This window comes from Streptomyces sp. MP131-18 (genome assembly GCF_001984575.1).
GTDB classification, from domain to species: domain Bacteria; phylum Actinomycetota; class Actinomycetes; order Streptomycetales; family Streptomycetaceae; genus Streptomyces; species Streptomyces johnsoniae.
Window position 1 is genome coordinate 5,394,965 of sequence record NZ_LZNS01000001.1, and the last position, 15,580, is coordinate 5,410,544.

17 protein-coding genes and 1 pseudogene are annotated in these 15,580 nt (G+C 71.4%); 8 read left to right on the forward strand and 10 right to left on the reverse strand.

Annotated elements, in window-relative coordinates:
• Positions 1–300: 300 nt before the first annotated feature.
• Both STBA_RS24415 and STBA_RS24420 read right to left on the reverse strand, forming a co-directional pair.
• Entirely contained in the window at positions 301–1,005 is a 705-nt protein-coding gene (locus STBA_RS24415) for a cation transporter (RefSeq protein WP_077061292.1), read from the reverse strand.
• Positions 1,005–1,340 (reverse strand): metalloregulator ArsR/SmtB family transcription factor, encoded by a 336-nt coding sequence (locus STBA_RS24420; protein ID WP_077061293.1) that lies wholly within the window; start codon positions 1,338–1,340, stop codon positions 1,005–1,007. Before STBA_RS24420 ends, STBA_RS24415 begins: the two co-directional genes overlap by 1 nt.
• Before the next feature lie 197 nt (positions 1,341–1,537).
• On the opposite strand from STBA_RS24420, the gene STBA_RS24425 reads away from it, so the two are divergent.
• Positions 1,538–2,479 carry a bile acid:sodium symporter gene (locus tag STBA_RS24425; protein WP_079252469.1) on the forward strand — a complete coding sequence of 314 codons (942 nt, stop codon included), beginning with the start codon at positions 1,538–1,540 and terminating at the stop codon, positions 2,477–2,479.
• Positions 2,480–2,590: 111 nt separating this feature from the next.
• Positions 2,591–2,818 (forward strand): hypothetical protein, encoded by a 228-nt coding sequence (locus STBA_RS24430; RefSeq protein WP_077061295.1) that lies wholly within the window; start codon positions 2,591–2,593, stop codon positions 2,816–2,818.
• Here STBA_RS24430 and STBA_RS39000 read toward each other — a convergent pair.
• Positions 2,803–3,044 (reverse strand): annotated as a pseudogene (locus STBA_RS39000) (hypothetical protein); the annotation flags it as partial. The gene STBA_RS24430 and the pseudogene STBA_RS39000 sit on opposite strands and share 16 nt — an antisense overlap.
• Before the next feature lie 125 nt (positions 3,045–3,169).
• On the opposite strand from STBA_RS39000, the gene STBA_RS24435 reads away from it, so the two are divergent.
• Positions 3,170–4,264 (forward strand): FAD-dependent oxidoreductase, encoded by a 1,095-nt coding sequence (locus STBA_RS24435; RefSeq protein ID WP_079252140.1) that lies wholly within the window; start codon positions 3,170–3,172, stop codon positions 4,262–4,264.
• Between the two features lie 5 nt (positions 4,265–4,269).
• Here STBA_RS24435 and STBA_RS24440 read toward each other — a convergent pair whose 3' ends face one another.
• Positions 4,270–4,911, reverse strand: coding sequence for a sugar O-acetyltransferase (locus STBA_RS24440; protein WP_077061297.1), 642 nt, complete (start codon positions 4,909–4,911; stop codon positions 4,270–4,272).
• Positions 4,912–5,108: 197 nt separating this feature from the next.
• Between STBA_RS24440 and STBA_RS24445 the strand changes: the two genes are divergently transcribed.
• Complete coding sequence (locus tag STBA_RS24445) at positions 5,109–5,615, forward strand: GNAT family N-acetyltransferase (RefSeq protein WP_077063561.1); 507 nt, start codon at positions 5,109–5,111, stop codon at positions 5,613–5,615.
• A 48-nt stretch (positions 5,616–5,663) separates the two neighbouring features.
• Here the strand turns inward: STBA_RS24445 and STBA_RS24450 are convergent, their stop codons facing one another.
• Positions 5,664–6,761, reverse strand: a complete 1,098-nt coding sequence (locus tag STBA_RS24450) for a LacI family DNA-binding transcriptional regulator (protein WP_077061298.1) — start codon at positions 6,759–6,761, stop codon at positions 5,664–5,666.
• Positions 6,762–7,252: 491 nt separating this feature from the next.
• Here STBA_RS24450 and STBA_RS24455 point away from each other — a divergent pair, with 491 nt between their 5' ends.
• Together STBA_RS24455 and STBA_RS24460 are read left to right on the forward strand one after the other, a co-directional pair.
• Complete coding sequence (locus STBA_RS24455) at positions 7,253–9,148, forward strand: hypothetical protein (RefSeq protein WP_253194959.1); 1,896 nt, start codon at positions 7,253–7,255, stop codon at positions 9,146–9,148.
• 76 nt (positions 9,149–9,224) lie between these two features.
• Entirely contained in the window at positions 9,225–9,575 is a 351-nt protein-coding gene (locus STBA_RS24460; protein WP_077061299.1) for a hypothetical protein, read from the forward strand.
• 83 nt (positions 9,576–9,658) lie between these two features.
• On the opposite strand, the gene STBA_RS24465 is transcribed toward STBA_RS24460, so the two are convergent.
• The gene (locus STBA_RS24465) at positions 9,659–10,198 is read right to left on the reverse strand and encodes a DUF1062 domain-containing protein (RefSeq protein ID WP_216355962.1); all 540 of its coding nucleotides are present in this window, start codon (positions 10,196–10,198) and stop codon (positions 9,659–9,661) included.
• Between the two features lie 295 nt (positions 10,199–10,493).
• Between STBA_RS24465 and STBA_RS24470 the strand changes: the two genes are divergently transcribed.
• Positions 10,494–10,868 (forward strand): DUF488 family protein, encoded by a 375-nt coding sequence (locus STBA_RS24470; RefSeq protein WP_077063562.1) that lies wholly within the window; start codon positions 10,494–10,496, stop codon positions 10,866–10,868.
• A 65-nt stretch (positions 10,869–10,933) separates the two neighbouring features.
• Here the strand turns inward: STBA_RS24470 and STBA_RS24475 are convergent, their stop codons facing one another.
• Positions 10,934–11,518, reverse strand: a complete 585-nt coding sequence (locus tag STBA_RS24475) for a TetR/AcrR family transcriptional regulator (protein WP_077061301.1) — start codon at positions 11,516–11,518, stop codon at positions 10,934–10,936.
• A 65-nt stretch (positions 11,519–11,583) separates the two neighbouring features.
• On the opposite strand from STBA_RS24475, the gene STBA_RS24480 reads away from it, so the two are divergent.
• Complete coding sequence (locus tag STBA_RS24480; RefSeq protein ID WP_077063563.1) at positions 11,584–12,462, forward strand: LLM class F420-dependent oxidoreductase; 879 nt, start codon at positions 11,584–11,586, stop codon at positions 12,460–12,462.
• 344 nt (positions 12,463–12,806) lie between these two features.
• Here the strand turns inward: STBA_RS24480 and STBA_RS24485 are convergent, their stop codons facing one another.
• The 3 genes from STBA_RS24485 to STBA_RS24495 all read right to left on the reverse strand — a co-directional run bounded on the left by STBA_RS24485 (position 12,807) and on the right by STBA_RS24495 (position 15,523).
• Positions 12,807–13,589 (reverse strand): ABC transporter permease, encoded by a 783-nt coding sequence (locus tag STBA_RS24485; protein WP_077061302.1) that lies wholly within the window; start codon positions 13,587–13,589, stop codon positions 12,807–12,809.
• Complete coding sequence (locus STBA_RS24490) at positions 13,586–14,581, reverse strand: ATP-binding cassette domain-containing protein (RefSeq protein ID WP_077061303.1); 996 nt, start codon at positions 14,579–14,581, stop codon at positions 13,586–13,588. Before STBA_RS24490 ends, STBA_RS24485 begins: the two co-directional genes overlap by 4 nt.
• A gap of 96 nt (positions 14,582–14,677) precedes the next feature.
• Positions 14,678–15,523 (reverse strand): DUF4097 family beta strand repeat-containing protein, encoded by an 846-nt coding sequence (locus STBA_RS24495; RefSeq protein ID WP_077061304.1) that lies wholly within the window; start codon positions 15,521–15,523, stop codon positions 14,678–14,680.
• Positions 15,524–15,580 lie beyond the last annotated feature (57 nt).

Sequence of the window (15,580 nt, forward strand, 5' to 3'; positions counted from 1 at the left end):
CTGACCGCCGGTCCTGACCGCCGGTCAGGACCGGCGCCAGGTCGGCGGGCGCGGAGCAAGCCACCGTTTCCTCAAGCACGGAGCAGGCCGCCAGCAGGGCCGCGTACGCGCCGCCGGCCTGGATGCCGATGCTCGCTCTGACGGGTATCGTCCGCCTCTGCGGGACCGAGACGGCTGCGACTCCGGCCGTTCTTCCCTGCCGCTCAACGTCGCCACTGCGCCCGGCAGGTCGCCCTGGCCTCATGCGTCACCGCCACCGGCTGATCGCCGACCGGTGGGCCCGGGCCCACCGGTCGGCGATCAGGCGCAGCAGCCGCAGGCGTCCGCCGCCTGCCGCGGGGCGGGGACGGCGGCGTTGGCGGGGGCCGCGCAGCAGCCCTTGCCCCGCCAGGCGTCGCGGCCCTCCTTCACGGCGATGGCGGCGATGACCAGGGCCGCGACCGGGTCGGCCCAGGACCAGCCGAAGGCGGCGTTGAGGACAAGACCCAGCAGCAGCACCGCGGACAGGTACGTGCACAGCAGCGTCTGCCGGGAGTCCGCCACCGCGCTGGCCGAACCCAGTTCGCGCCCGGCCCGGCGCTGCGCGGCGGACAGGAACGGCATCACGGCCAGGGACAGCGCCGCCAGCACGATCCCTGGCACCGAGCCGTCGGCCTCGCCGGTGCCGGCCAGCGCGCGGACGGCGTCGGCGCCGACGTACGCGGCGAGCACGAGGAACGAGACGGCGATGATCCGCAGGGTCGTCTTCTCCCGGGCTTCGCGCACCGCGTGGTCGTGGGCGGAGAACTGCCAGGCGACCGCGGCGGCAGAGGAAACCTCGATGACCGAGTCCAGGCCGAAACCGATCAGCGCGGTGGAGGAAGCGATCGTTCCGGCGGTGATCGCGACGATCGCCTCGATGACGTTGTAGCCGATGGTCAAGGCGACCAGCAGCCGCACCCGGCGGGCGAGCGCCTCCCGTCGGGCCGGGCCGGGGCCGAGGGCTATGGGCAGGTCGGCGGCCATCAGCAGCAGCCCTTCTCCTCGGCCTCGGCACACGTGCGGTCGGTCTCGACGGCCACCACGGCGCTGCGCAGATCGTCCAGCGCGTGGCCGAGCCGGGGATCGGCCAGCTCGTAGCGGACGCGGCGTCCGTCCGGCACCGCGACGACCAGGCCGCAGTCACGCAGGCACGCCAGATGGTTGGACAGTCTCGTGCGGGAGATCCCCAGGGTGTCGGCGAGGTCGGCCGGGTAGGCCGGGGCTTCGCGCAGGGCGAGCAGGATGCGGCAGCGGATCGGGTCGGCCAGCGCCCGGCCGAACCGGGTCAGGGCGTCGAGGTCGGTGGCGAGGCTCAGCATGGACCGAACGGTACACCAAAGCCTGAATCCATAAAACCCTGAACCTTGTTTCCGTCGCTCGGCCCCTGAGGGCTACGGTCGGGGGAGCATGATGCGGGGCCGGCCACCGCCCGCCACGTGTCACTCGCCCGCACCAGGCGGGGCCGGAGCAAGGAGAAGCAGCAGTGTCCCAGCCCGCAGGCGGACCGGTCGCGGCCATGGAACGGCATCAAGTAGCCGTCTACGCCGGGGCGATGGCGGTCGGCGCCCTGGTGGGGTGGGCCGTTCCCGAGGCGGGGCCTGGCCTCGGACACGCGATCAACCCGGTGCTCGCGGTTCTGCTGTACGTGACGTTCCTCCAGGTGCCCGCCGCCGAACTGATCCGCTCCCTGCGGGCGGGCCGGTTCCTGGCGGCCGCGCTGGTGGTGAACTTCGCGGTGGTACCGCTGGTCGTCGCGGCGATGTTCGTCTTCCTGCCCGACGACCGTGCGGTGCGCATGGGCGTGCTGCTCGTGCTGCTGGCGCCGTGCGTCGACTACGTGATCGTCTTCGCCGGGCTGGCCGGGGGCAACGCGCGGCGGCTGCTGGCCGCCACCCCGCTGCTGCTGATCGCGCAGATGGTGCTGCTGCCGCTGTTCCTGCTGCTGTTCATGGGCTCGGAGCTGGCCGACATCATCGAGGCCGGGCCTTTCGCCGAGGCGTTCATCGTGCTCATCGTCGTCCCGCTGACGCTGGCCTGGCTGGCCCAAGTCCTGACCGTCCGCCGCCCGGCCGCGCGGCGGGTCGTCGACGCCGCCGGAACGGCGATGGTGCCGCTGATGGCGGCGACCCTGTTCACGGTGGTCGCCTCCCAGGTGCCCAAGCTCGACGACAGCCTCGCCGACGTGGCCCGCGTCGTCCCGTTCTACGTACTCTTCCTGGCCGTGATGGCGTTCGCCGGCCGCGCCGTCGCCCGGCTGTTCCGCCTGGACGTACCCGACGGCCGCGCACTCGTCTTCACCGGCGCGACCCGCAACTCCCTGGTCGTCCTCCCGCTCGCCCTGGCCCTGCCAGATCACCTCGCCGTCGCCGCGGTGGTCGTCGTCACCCAGACCCTGGTCGAAGTCGTCGGCATGGTCATCTACGTCCGCGCGATACCACGGCTGCTCCCCACCCGCTGACCCGGAAAATCCGGATCTTCACCGGCATTCGGGACTGGTCCCGGCGAAGCGCCCTTATCTTCCAAAGCGTCATGCACAGGACGTCGCACATCGCGAGATGGGAGACACATCATGCGCAAGCTGATCACGGCGGGAATCTCCGCATTGGCGCTGGGGACCGCCCTGCTGGCGGGAACGGGCTCGGCTCATGCCGCCGGGTGGGAGTACGAGAACTGGTACTTCAGCCAGAACAACTGCCTCGTCGCGGGCGGCGAGCTCGCAACGAGCGACCCCAGCGTCATCCAGACCCGCTGTGACGGGAAGGACGGCGGAATCTGGTACCTCTACGCACTCCGCTGAACGGCACACGGCCGACCCCCGTGCTGGCCATCGCGGCCAGTACGGGGGCGCTGCTCGATTGCTTCGAAGATGTCCGCGTCAGTCTCACGCTGCCATGGGGGGAAGTGCGTCCCAGTCGGCAGCATAACTCTCCTTCGGCGAGTCGATGTGCTTGTAGATCTGTGCGATCCGACAGATGGCTACGAAGCGCCCTTATCTGTTCGCGAGTGAGCCAGGAAGCGGGGCCGTTGCGCTGTGGCCGTTCCGCGTTGCGGGCCGGCCGGCGCCGGAGTGGGCCCGCAGCGGCCCGTTTTGGCAGGGGGCGTTTGGTGGCGTGCCGTGGTGGGCTGGAGGATGTGGTGGGAGTGAGCCATGGGTGCGACGTGGCCGATGGAGGAGGGAGCGGTGATGAAGGTTCTCGTGTGCGGTGCGGGGATCGCCGGGCTGGCCGTGGCCTGGTGGCTGGGGCGGGACGGCCACGACGTGCTCCTCGTGGAACGGGCACCCGCGCGGCACGGTGCCGGCTACATGCTGGACTGCCAGGGGCCCGGCTACGACGCCGTCGCGCGTATGGGGCTGCTGCCGCGGCTTCAGGAACGTGCCGTCTCCCTCTCCGAGTTGGTCTACCACGACGAGGACGGCGGCGTCCGCGAGCGTTTCACCGACGAAGGGCCCGCGGGCGACCGCATGGTGTCGCTGATGCGGGGCGACCTGGAGGACGTCCTGCACGACGCGCTGGCTCCGGGTACCGAGGTCCGCTTCCGCAGCGGCGTCGAGGCGTTCACCGACCACGGCGACGGCGTCGCCGTGACCCTGACCGACGGCTCCGTCGAACGCGCGGACCTGCTCGTCGGCGCCGACGGCATCCACTCGCGGGTGCGGGCCCTGGCGTTCGGTGCGGAGGACCGTTTCCTCCGCGACCTCGGGTTCCACACCGCCGCCTACGTCTTCGACGACGCCCAGACCGCGCGCAGTCTGGGCGACGCGCTGCACATGCTGGACGCGCCCGGCATCCAGGCCGGGGCGTACCCGGTGGGCGCGCACCGCGTCGCCACCCTCTTCTCGCACCGTGCGCCCGCGGGCACGCCGCTCCCCGGCGACCCGCGCGCGGAACTGCGGCGCGTGTACGGAACGACCGGCTGGATCGTTCCGCACCTCCTCGACCGCTGCCCCGGCCCGGCGGAGGTCTACTACGACCGCGTCGCCCAGATCGAGATGCCCGCGTGGAGCCGCGGCCGGGTGACGCTCGTCGGCGACGCGTGCCAGGCCATGTCGCTGCTCTCCGGCCAGGGCGCCGGCATGGCGCTGGCGGGCGCCGAGGCGCTCGCCGCGGAGCTGCGCCGCGGCGGCGGCGACATCGCCGAGGCGCTGCGCGGCTACGAGGAACGCCTCAAGCCCGTCGTGCTGCAACGGCAGGAAGAGGCCAGGGGCATGGCCGAGGAGTTCGTGCCCGCCCAGGCCCCCTGACCCCCTCAGGAATCGTCCGCCGTCAGGGTGCGGGGCGGGCGGTAGGTCCACTCGCGGTCCGCGTCGGTGATCGTCCGCAGGACGCGCGCGGGCGTTCCGGCGGCGACGGTCATCGGCGGCACGTTGGCCGTCACGATGCTGCCCGCGCCGATGACCGACCCGCGGCCTATCGTGACGCCGGGCAGGATGATGGCCCCGGTCCCGATCCACACGTCGTCCCCGATGTGCACGGGCGCGGAGAACTGGCTGCCGTCGGTGCGCAGTTCGGGGTGAACGGGGTGGCCGGTCGTGGTGATCGTCACATGCGGCGCGAACATCACGCGGTCGCCGATGAAGACGTCGGTGTCGTCGACGAGGGTGAGGCCGAAGTTGACGTAGACATCGTCGCCGAGGTGAGTGTAGTTGCCATAGGCGACGTGCAGCGGGGGCTCTACCCACACCCGCTCGCCCAGCGCGCCGAACAGCTCCCGCAGGATGTCGGCTCGGCCGGTCCGGTCGCGGGGGGCGGTCCTGTTGTAGGCGTCCGCCAGCTCCTTGCCGCGGATGCGTTCTTCCTCCAGCCGTTCGAGCCCGGGGGCGTGGTCGGTGTAGAGCTCGTGCGCCGCGATGCGACGGCGCACCTCCCGTTCGCGATCATCAATGGTCACGTAAACATTGTCGCAAAGCGCCCGTGGAACCCCGCGGCGGGCGGGGGCGTACCGTGGCGGTGGACCGGCCGTCGGCGCGTCGGCCGGGAAGGGCGGTCACCGTGGAGGACAACACCGGGCGGCAGCGCGGTGCGCCCGAAGGGCCCGCGGGCACCGGGCGCGACGCGGCCGAGCCGTTCGGCACCCGGCGGCTCGACCTGGTGCCGCTTCGGGTCGGGCACGCCGAGGAGATGGCCGCGGTCCTGTCCGATCCGGCCCTGCACGCCTTCATCGGCGGCAGCCCGGACACCCCGCAGGCCCTGCGTTCCCGCTACCGGCGCATGACCGCGGGCTCTCCTGCCCCGGCCGTCTCCTGGCTGAACTGGGTGATCAGGCTCCGTGCGGACGCCCGGCTGACCGGCACCGTTCAGGCCACCGTCCACGCGAACGCCGGCCCCGCCGCCGAAGGCCACGGCCACGGCCATGGCGCCGTTGCCGAGATCGCCTGGATGGTGGGAACGCCGTGGCAGGGCCGCCGCATCGCCACCGAGGCGGCCCGCGGACTCGTCGACTGGCTCGGCCGCCGGGGGGTGCGGACCGTTATCGCCCACATCCACCCCGACCACGCGGCGTCCGCGGCCGTCGCCTCGGCCGCCGGGCTCAGGCCCACGGACATGTGGCAGGACGGCGAGGTGCGGTGGCGCGGGAGCACCACCGGTCGGTGACCTCCCCGGCACGTCCGTGCCGGGGCCGCCCGGACGGCCCGGTGCCGTTCAGGGCCGGCCCGGGGCGCGGGCTCCGTCCGGAAGAGCCGGGAGCGGGCGCACCGAGTCGCGGATGACCAGGCGGGTGCCGAGCAGGACGTGCTTGGCCGTGCCTGGCCTCTCGCTCTCCAGCGCCAGCCGTACGGCGGTGCGCCCCAACTCCTTGTGCTGGACGTGAACGGTGGTCAGGTCGATGTCCGCGGCCGGCGGCAGGTCGTCGAACCCGGCCAGCGAGATGTCGTCGGGAACGCGCAGCCCCTCCTCGCGCAGTGCCTGCCGGGCGCCGGCGGCGATCAGGTCGTTGCTGGCGAAGACGGCGGTGAAGTCCCTGGGCCCGCTGTCGAGCCGCCGTCGCATCATGCGGTGGCCCTCGTGCCGTTCCATCGTTCCCTCGATCTCCAGGCCGGGGTCGTGCGGCAGCCCGTGCGCGGCAAGTGCCGCGCGGTAGCCGGCGAGCCGGCTCTCGGGCGTGCTGTACCCGTCCCGGCGGCCGAGGAACAGAATGCGGGTGTGGCCCGCCGCGATCAGGTGGCTGGTGATGGCGTGGGCGCCGCCGGTGTTGTCGTACTCCACGACGATGGCCGGTACGTCGGGCCCCAGCGAGGGGCGGCCGCACAGCACCAGGTGGGAACCGGCCAGGGCCAGCGCGCGGGCGTATCCCGCCATGCGTTCGCGGTAGGCGTCGTCGGCGCTGATGTTCCCCACCAGGACGACGGCTTCGGCGTGCTGTTCGCGCATCAGGCGGATGATGGCCAGCTCCCGCTCGGGGTCGCCGTCGCTGGTGCCGACGAGGCACAGCCTGCCTTCGCGCGCGGCCTGGTCCTGAACGCCCTGGGCGACATGGGCGTAGTGCGGGGAGGTCACGGAGTTGACCACGATGGCCACGCTTCTGGGCTGCACGCCCGCGAGGCCGCGGGCGTGGGCGTTGGCCACGTAGTCGAGCTCGCGGACGGCGCGCATCACCTTGTGCCGCGTGACGGGGGCGCTGGGGTACGTGCCGGAAAGAATCCTGGAGACGGTCGCGACCGAGACACCTGCGTGCCGGGCGACGTCGCGGATCGTCGTGGGACGGTCGCGCCCGTCTTCGGACGTGGGCCGACGCGCCATCCGGCCTCCTTGAATACATCGATGTGTAACCGCTTCAACCGATGATCGTGGAAGGGTGGCACCCCGTCAATCTTCCGACTGCCCTTGAAACGCAAGGGATTTTGGACGTCCGGGCAACGCTGCGCGAAGTCTTGACGACCCTCCGGGTGCGTGCTTCGATCCTCGTTGTGTAAACGGTTTAACTCTCTCGTTCAGCCCGCGCTGATGCTCCGCGCCCCTTCCCGAAGGGAGCGGGGTCCCCCCACAGCGATGGAGTTCTCAAGAGCCTTGCGACGCCGGACCCCGCTCCGCCCTGGGGCGCGATCACCTACGGCAACCGGGAGAGCCAGCACGCCGGCCGGTCGGCCCGTCCGCACGGGCGGGCCCGTCGGCGGACGGGACGGGGCAGCGCTGCCGGGTCGCTCGCGGGCCGGATCGACAGCGGGTGGCCCGGCCGCGCCGTTCCCGTCGTCTCTCACACGCAATACGCGGAAGAAGACGAGGAGGTCTTCATGCAAGGCATACACCGGTGGCGCTCCGGACGACGGGTGACCACCATGTCCGCCGCTCTGGCCGCGGGCACGGCACTGACCGTCGGGCTCACGACGATGGGCAACGCCTCGCCCGCCCCCACCCCCTCGCCCGCGCCCACGGCGGGCGGGGCGGTGGCCGCGGCGGCACGTCCGATGGAAAACCTGGGGCGCGGCGTCGTGGCCGTGCGCTCCAGCGACACGGATGTCCTGGTCTCCTGGCGGCTGCTCGGCCTCGACCCGGAGGGCATCGGGTTCCACGTGTACCGGTCCGCCGACGGCGGCGAGTTCACGCGGATCAACGACGAGGTCCTGACAGGAGGCACCAACTACGTCGACTCCGGGGCCGACTTGGGCCAGGAGAACAGTTACCGGGTGGCACCGGTGGTCGACGGCGAGGAGCAGGAGCCGAGCGAGCCGTTCACGCTGACCGCGGATCACGCCGAAGAGCCGGTCGTCCGTGTTCCGTTGCGCGAGGGCGGCACGGTGAAGTTCGCCTGGGTCGGCGACCTCGACGGGGACGGCGCGTACGACTACGTGATCGACCGGCAGGGCACCACCCAGGCGCTGGAGGCGTACACCAGCGAAGGTGAGTTCCTCTGGGAGGTCGACATGGGGCCGAACAGCCGGGACCAGAACAACATCGAGGGCGGGTCGGCCACGATCAACGTGGGGCACAACGACGGCGTCACCGTCTACGACTTCGACAGCGACGGCAGGGCGGAGGTCGCCGTGCGGGTCGCCGACGGCGTCACGTTCGGCGACGGCGCCGTGCACAGCGAGTCCGACGACACGCACCAGTCCATCGCCATCCTCGACGGCGAGACCGGCGCGGCCCGCGCCACGGCCCCGGTGCCGACCGACTACATCGACGACGGGCCGATGTACGCGCGGTTCGGCGCCGGCCACCTCGACGGCACCACGCCGAGCCTCGTGTCCTACCTCAAGAACCGGCAGGACGGCGGGGCGTTCAACCTCATGATCGCCGCCTGGCAGTTCGACGGCACGGAGCTGACCCAGCAGTGGAAGTGGCTGCGCGGGGGGCAGAACGCGCCGGACGGGCACAACACCCGCGTCATCGACGTCGACGGCGACGGCGCGGACGAGGTGGTGGAGATCGGGTTCGTCCTCAACGGCGATGGCACGCTGCGCTATTCGCTGGCGGACCACGGCATCGTGCACGGCGACCGCTTCCACATCACGGACATCGACCCCGACCGCCCGGGCCTGGAAGGCTACGGCGTGCAGCAGGACAACCCCAGCGGCCTGCGCGAGTACTACTACGACGCCGCGAGCGGCGAGATGATCTGGCAGCACATCGAGGACGGCGTCGGCGACGTCGGCCGGGGCATGGTCGGCGACGTCGACCCGCGCTTCCCCGGCATGGAGGTCTGGTCGTTCTCCGGCCTGTACAACGCGGCCACCAACGAGCTCACCGAGCCGGACACTTCGCTCAGGCCGTGGCCGCACCTGAACTTGCAGTGGGACGGCGACCTCACCACCGAGATGCTGAACGACGGCAAGTTCGAGCAGTGGGACCCGGAGAATCCGACCCCGAGCGGCAGCCTGCCGCGGCTGCTCAGCACTTGGAACTACGGTGCGGTGAACGCCAGTCAGGGCATCAACCCCGTCGTCTACGGCGACATCCTGGGCGACTGGCGCGAGGAGGCCGTCTACACCAACGCGGCATCCGACGAGCTGATCATCTTCACCACCGACCAGCCCACGGACACGAGGCTGTACACCCTGGCGCACAATCCGGCCTACCGGAACGCCATGACGTTCAAGGGGTACATGCAGTCGCACCATCCCGACTACTTCATCGGCGACGGCATGGCCCAGCCGACCCGGCCGGACATCACCTACGCGGGCGGCTGAACGAAAGGCTGAACGGCCGGGGTGACGCCGGGAGTACGGTCTGCCCTCGGCGCCCGGCAGCCCTTAGGGTGGACGGGTGCCACTCGTCGAGATCACCTACGCCCCGCACATCGGCGAACCCGTGCTCCGCGCCCTCGCGTCGGTGCTTCCGCACCTGGTGTCCGAAGCAGTGGAGTGTCCGGAGGAGCCCTATGACGGGGATCTGCGGCCGGGCGATGTGAGCTTGCGGTTCCGGCCGTTGGGGCCCCTCGACCGTGGCGGCCTCGACCTCGTGATCGAGGTGCGGTCCAAGTGGTTCGAGAGCAGGGCGGCCAACCGCCAGCAGCGGACGGACCTGTTGTACGAGAGCATCAGCGCCGCCACCGGACTCCGCGACATCGGCGTCTACCTCTCGCTCCCGGTGGCCGCCTGGTCGCAGGGCGACTGAGCGAGGCGAACGGCGCGGGCCAGGGCGGACCACGGCACAGCCGTGGTCCGCCCTGGCGGGGAGCGGCGCAACGACGCCAGGACCTACTGGACCGGCCCGACCAGGAAGAACGAGAAATCCTCCTTCGTCCTGCGGTTCAGCGGGATGTCTGTCTTGACCCGGTCGGCGATCTCGTTGCGGCTGATGCCCAGTCCCCGAGCGATGAGCCGTTCGGGACGTACCGGCACGGGATCGTCGAAGGCGACCGTGATCCGAAGGGGCCACGGGTCCTCGGGAACGGGAGACGCGTGGAGTTCCCAGCACCCGTTCCAATCGAGCGCGAACCGGTTGCGCCGGGCGATCAGCGGGTCGAGAAGGGTATCCACGACCAGGGAAGGCGAGTTGTCCGAGTAACCGGCCAGCAGGACGGCCGGCAGTGAACGGACCGGGACGCGATCGTGGACGGTGAGCTTGCCGGTCCGGTCACACGAAACGCAGTTGGCCAGGAGCCAGACGTCGAGACGTTTGCCGTTGGCGTTGACGCGGAACCTGCCGTTGCCGAGGGTGGCGCGGCCGGAAGGGCAGGCCACGCACCGGAGGGCGAGCAGGGGCAGGCGGGTGCGCCGCACGGCCCAGGGCAGCACGGTATGAGGATGTGAGGACATGAGCTCTCTGAAGACCTGACGAAGGCATGGAAAACAGAGCCGACGGCGTCGTCGGCGACCAATGCGCTGGGAAGCGTCAGATCTGCGGAGCGGGCGGCGTCATGCGCGCGAAGTCCTCACGTAGGGGAGAGCCCAGGCTAGGCGACCGCCATCCAGCAGGTCCATCCGTTTCTCGACCGCCGTCAGTGTCGGGCGATTCCCATTAAAATGGACGAACCGGCCGCGATCTGTGCCGTACGAGGTCGGGCGGCCCGTTCCGGAAAGGGTGAGGATGATGGCCGGAGAGATCACCTACCGCAGGGTCTACGAGGAGACTTCCGCCGAGGACGGCAGGCGGATACTCGTCGACCGGGTCTGGCCCCGGGGCATACGCAAGGCGGACGCGCACCTCGACGAGTGGCTGCGGGACGTCGCACCCTCGACGGAGCTGCGCAAGTGGTACGGGCACACCCCCGGCCGTTACGCCGAGTTCCGGCGCCGCTACCTCGCGGAGCTGCACGATGCCGGGCACCGGCAGGCGGCCGAGCATCTGCGCGACCTGGCGGGTCACGCCAGGCTGACGCTCCTGACCGCCAGCAAGGACGTCGACCACAGCCAGGCGGCCGTTCTGGCGGATTGGCTGACCGGCAGCCGCTCCGCCGGCTCCTGACCCCGTCGGCTCCTGACCCCGCCGCGTCCGGCGGCCTGCCGGAGCCCCGCGGAGCCTGGTCACCATCACGTTCCGGCCGGGGGGAGTGGCGTGTGGGCGGCCTCCGGGGGGAGGCTGTCGAGCATGAGTGCGAGATAGCGGGACCAGCCCCGGCCGGCGTGACCGGCGCTGGCCACGAGCATGGTGACCAGGCAGGGGAAGTCGTCCGGCGTGAGGTCGGCCCGCACCGCGCCGGCTTGCCGGGCCCGGGCCAGGATGTCGGCCAGGGGCTTCAGGTGGCGGGTCATGATGTCGGCGGCCCGGGTGCCACCGCTGATCAGCGCAAGTATTCCCGGGTGCTCGACCACCGCGGCGGTGGTCTCCGTCAACACGGTCACCAGCGCGCGATGCGGGTCTGGGTCGGCGGCGGCCCGTAGCAGCACCGGCTCCACCCGCTCGGCGAAGTAGTCCTCCAGCACCGCCGCCAACAGGTCGTCCTTGGTGGGGAAGTGCCGGAACAGCGTGCGCGCGTTGACCTGTGCCCGCCGGGCGATCTGCTCCAGGGGGACGTCATCGCCCAGTTCTTCCACGGCCGCGCGGGCCGCGGTCACGATGGCGGCCCGGTTGCGCCGGGCGTCCGCCCGCACGTGCCCGTTCCTGCTCTCCGTCACCGTGTCACGCTAGCACCCCCGCCGATAAGTGTCATAGCTCTGGCACTTATGGCATGCTCGGGGGCATGGATCACGGCATCGTCACCTTTCTCACCGACTACGGCATCGACCCCGTCCAGCTGGGGCAAGCGGTGGAGGAGCGCGGGTTCGGCTCGCTGTTTCTCGCCGAGCACACGCACATCCCGGCCAGCCGCCTGACCCCGTGGCCGGTGGGCGCGCCGGAGCCGCAGCCGCTGCCGCGCCACTACGCGCACACCTTCGACCCGCTGGCCGCGCTGGCCGCGATCGCGGCCACGACCCAGCGCATCCGGCTCGGGACCGGGGTGGCGCTGGTCAACCAGCACCACCCCATCACCCTGGCCAAGCAGGTCGCGAGCGTGGACAGGATCTCCCGCGGGCGGTTCGAGCTGGGCGTCGGCCCGGGCTGGAACGCCGAGGAGATGGCCAACCACGGCGTCGACCCCGCACGGCCGCTGGCGCGGATGCTGGAACACGTCGCGGCCATGAAGAAGATATGGGCCGAAGAAGAGCCGGAGTTCCACGGCGAGTTCGTCGACTTCGACCCGATCTGGTCCTGGCCCAAGCCCGCGCGCCGTCCGCCGGTGCTCATCGGGGGCGTCGGGCCGACCGTGCTGGACCGCGTGCTCAGCCACGGCGACGGCTGGCTACCGCTGCCCCTGTTCACGGCCGGACAGCTCGGCGAGCGCATCGCCACGCTGCGCAGGCGGGCCGCGGACGCCGGTCGCACGGTGAACGTCACCCTGTACGGCGGCAGCCCGGACGCTCTCGAGTCCTATCAGGAGGCCGGGGTGGACCGAGTCCTGTTCGAACTGCCCGACCACGAAAACCCCGACGACATCCTGCGCGAACTCGACCGCCTGGCCGGCTTCCGCCCCGCCAAGGGCCCCGCAAAGCCGTCGGGTGATCTCGTGGGCGCGGAGTGAGAACGTCACGCGCGTGACGGCGCGGCGCGGCGGCGCCGGCTGCCGGAGAGCGCGAGGGGGAGCTGCCGGGGAACCGTCCGGGAAGCAACGAGGAAGGCCTTGTCGCGGAAGCCACCGTGGCCACCGCGACGCGCGCGCTCTCAGGTCTCCGCACGGGACTACCCTCCGACCCCTCCGGGCCACCGACGGGTGACGATCACGCCATGGTGGCCGTGCCTGCCGGGACAAGGGAGGTGCCCGTCGGGCCCCTTGCTCACGCGGGCTCCGCTGGTACTGCCCCGGCCGGGCGGACTCCGCGGGCGCGCCCGCAGAGTCCGCCCGGCCCGAACCGTGCCGGGGTGGAGTCAGCGCTTGGTGGTGCTGTTGAACAGGGAGCGCGACCATACGTAGCCGACCAGGGCGATGCCGGCGCACCAGGCGAGCGCGATCCAGGCGCTGTTGCCGATCTCCGAGCCGGAGAGCAGGCCGCGCAGCGTCTCGGTCATCGGCGTGAACGGCTGGTTCTCGGCGAACCAGCGCAGGCCCGGCGACATCGAATCGGCCGGCACGAACGCGGAGCCGAGGAACGGCAGGAACTGGACCAGCAGCGGCTTGTTGCTGGCGGACTCGACGGTCTTGGATATCATGCCCAGCGCCGCCGACAGCCAGGTCACCGCGAACGCGATGGTCGCCAGGAGGCCGGCCGCGGCCAGCCACTCCAACGGGTTCGCGTCCGACCGGAAGCCGACGGCGAGCGCGACGCCCACGACCAGGACGAGGCACACCATCGTCTGGATGACGCTGCCGATCACATGCCCCGTCATGAACGACGAGCGCGTGATGTTCATGGTGCGGAAGCGGTTGATGATGCCCTCGGTCATGTCGGAACAGACCGCGATCGAGGTCGACATCGAGCCGGCGGCGACCCCCATGATGATGACCCCGGGCGTCAGATAGTCCAGGTAGGCGTCCCGGCCGCCGCCCATGCCGGCGCCGAGCGAGTCCCCGAAGGCGTACACGAACAGGAGCAGCATCAGGATCGGCATCATGGCGCTGCCGAATCCCACGGCCGGATAGCGGATCGCGTGCTTCAGGTTGCGCCGCAGCATCGTCATCGAGTCGTGCACGGCGTAGGTGAGGGTGCTCATCGCAGGGTCTCCTTGACGTGAAGCGGGGTGGCGGCGGCCGTGCCGTCGCCGGTCAGGGCGAGGAACACGTCGTCCAGGTCGGGGGTGTGCACGGAGAAGTCGGCGGCCCGGACCCCGGCGGCGTCGAGCCGGTCGAGCAGGGCGCGCAGCGCGTCGAGACCGCCGTCGCCCGCCACGCGCAGGGCCAGGCCCTGGTCGTCCCGGACCGCGCCGGGGAAGGCGGCGGCCGCGCGTTCGTACTCGGCGGGGTCGGTGAACCGCAACCGCACGTGGCTGCCCGGGATCTGGCCCTTGAGCTCGTCGGCGGTGCCCTCGGCGATGATCCGGCCGCCGTCGAGCACGGCGATCCGGTCGGCCAACTGGTCTGCCTCCTCCAGGTATTGGGTGGTGAGGAAGACGGTGGTGCCGCCCGCGACCAGCGAGCGCACCGTGTCCCACATGGTGCGGCGGCTGCGCGGGTCGAGCCCGGTGGTCGGCTCGTCCAGGAAGATCACCTGCGGGTCGCCGACCAGCGTCATGGCGATGTCGAGCCGGCGCCGCATACCGCCGGAGAAGGTCGCGGCCCGCTTGTGCGCGACGTCCGCGATGGCGAACCGCTGAAGCAACTCCTCGGTACGGGAGCGCCCTTCACGCTTGCCGAGGCGCAGCAGGTCGGCCATGAGGAGCAGGTTCTCCTCGGCGGTGAGCAGGTCGTCGAGCGCGGCGAACTGCCCGGTGACCCCGATCGCGGCGCGCACCCCGTCCGGTGACGTGGCGACGTCGTGGCCCGCGACCTGGGCCTGCCCGCCGTCGGCGGCGATGAGCGTGGACAGGATCTGCACGGTGGTGGTCTTGCCTGCGCCGTTCGGGCCGAGCAGCGCGAAGACCGAACCGGCCGGGATGAGCAGGTCGATCCCGTCGAGAACGAGCTTGTCGCCGTACGACTTGCGCAGATCGGCGGTGGAGACGGCGGCCGGCACCGGGCGACCGTCGCCCGGCCTGGACGTGGGCATGACAGATGAAGGCATGAGGCCCTCCTGTTCGAAGGCTGGAATGGCTGGGATAGCTGGAACGGCTGGAACGGCTGGAACGGAGTGACAGGCGGACGCTCAGGCGCGGGCGCGGACGATGTCGATGTTGCCGAACCGGGTGCGCGCGCGGATCTTGACGGTGTCCTCGGCGTTCTCCGGGGCCTCGGACGCGGCGAGCGTGTTGCGCACCTGGCCTGAGGCGGAGCTGACGTCGAGCCAGGCGGGCGTGCCCTCGCGGACGCCGACCTCGATGGCGCCGTAGGAGTTCTCCAACTGGACCGTGCCGCGGGACACTTCGCCCACGCGCAGGGTGCCGTAGGCGGTGGTGGCGGCGGCCGAGGTCTCGGCGCGCGCAATGTCGATGTCACCGTAGGCGCCGCGCACCCGCAGCTCGCCGGTCGCGGCGCCGACGGTCGTGGAGCCGTGCGAGTTCTTCAGGACGGCGGGGCCGTCGACGGTGCCGACACGCAGGCTGCCGGAGCTGGTGGTGATCTCGGCCTTGCCCTGGACCCGGGCCACGGTGATCGAGCCGTGGGAGGCGGTCAGCCGCAGCGGGCCGGTGGTGTCGAGGCGGACGTCGCCGGAGGAGGTCTTCACCCGGACCTCGCCGAGCCGCCCCTCGCCGAGCACCTGGGCCCAGGCCCCGGTCACATCGACGCGTGAGTCCGTGGGCAGTTCGACCGTCACGTCGACGCTGCCGGTGCGGCCGAAAAGATAGCGCTGCTTGGGCGTCCTGACGGTCAGCGCGCCGCTCGCGTACGTGACCTCGGTCTGGTCGGCCGCGCGGACGTCCTGGTCCCGCTTCGGGTCGCGGGGCCGCACCTCGACGACGGTGTCGAGGCGGTCGCCCGCGGTGAACCGGATGGAACCGGCCTCCAGGTGTGCCCTGGCCGAGATCGGTTCCGGAGTGTCGAAAGAAGGCATGGCTGTCCCGTCCTCTTGGGTCTTCGGGGCGTCCCCGCTGGTGGGACGTGGTGTGGG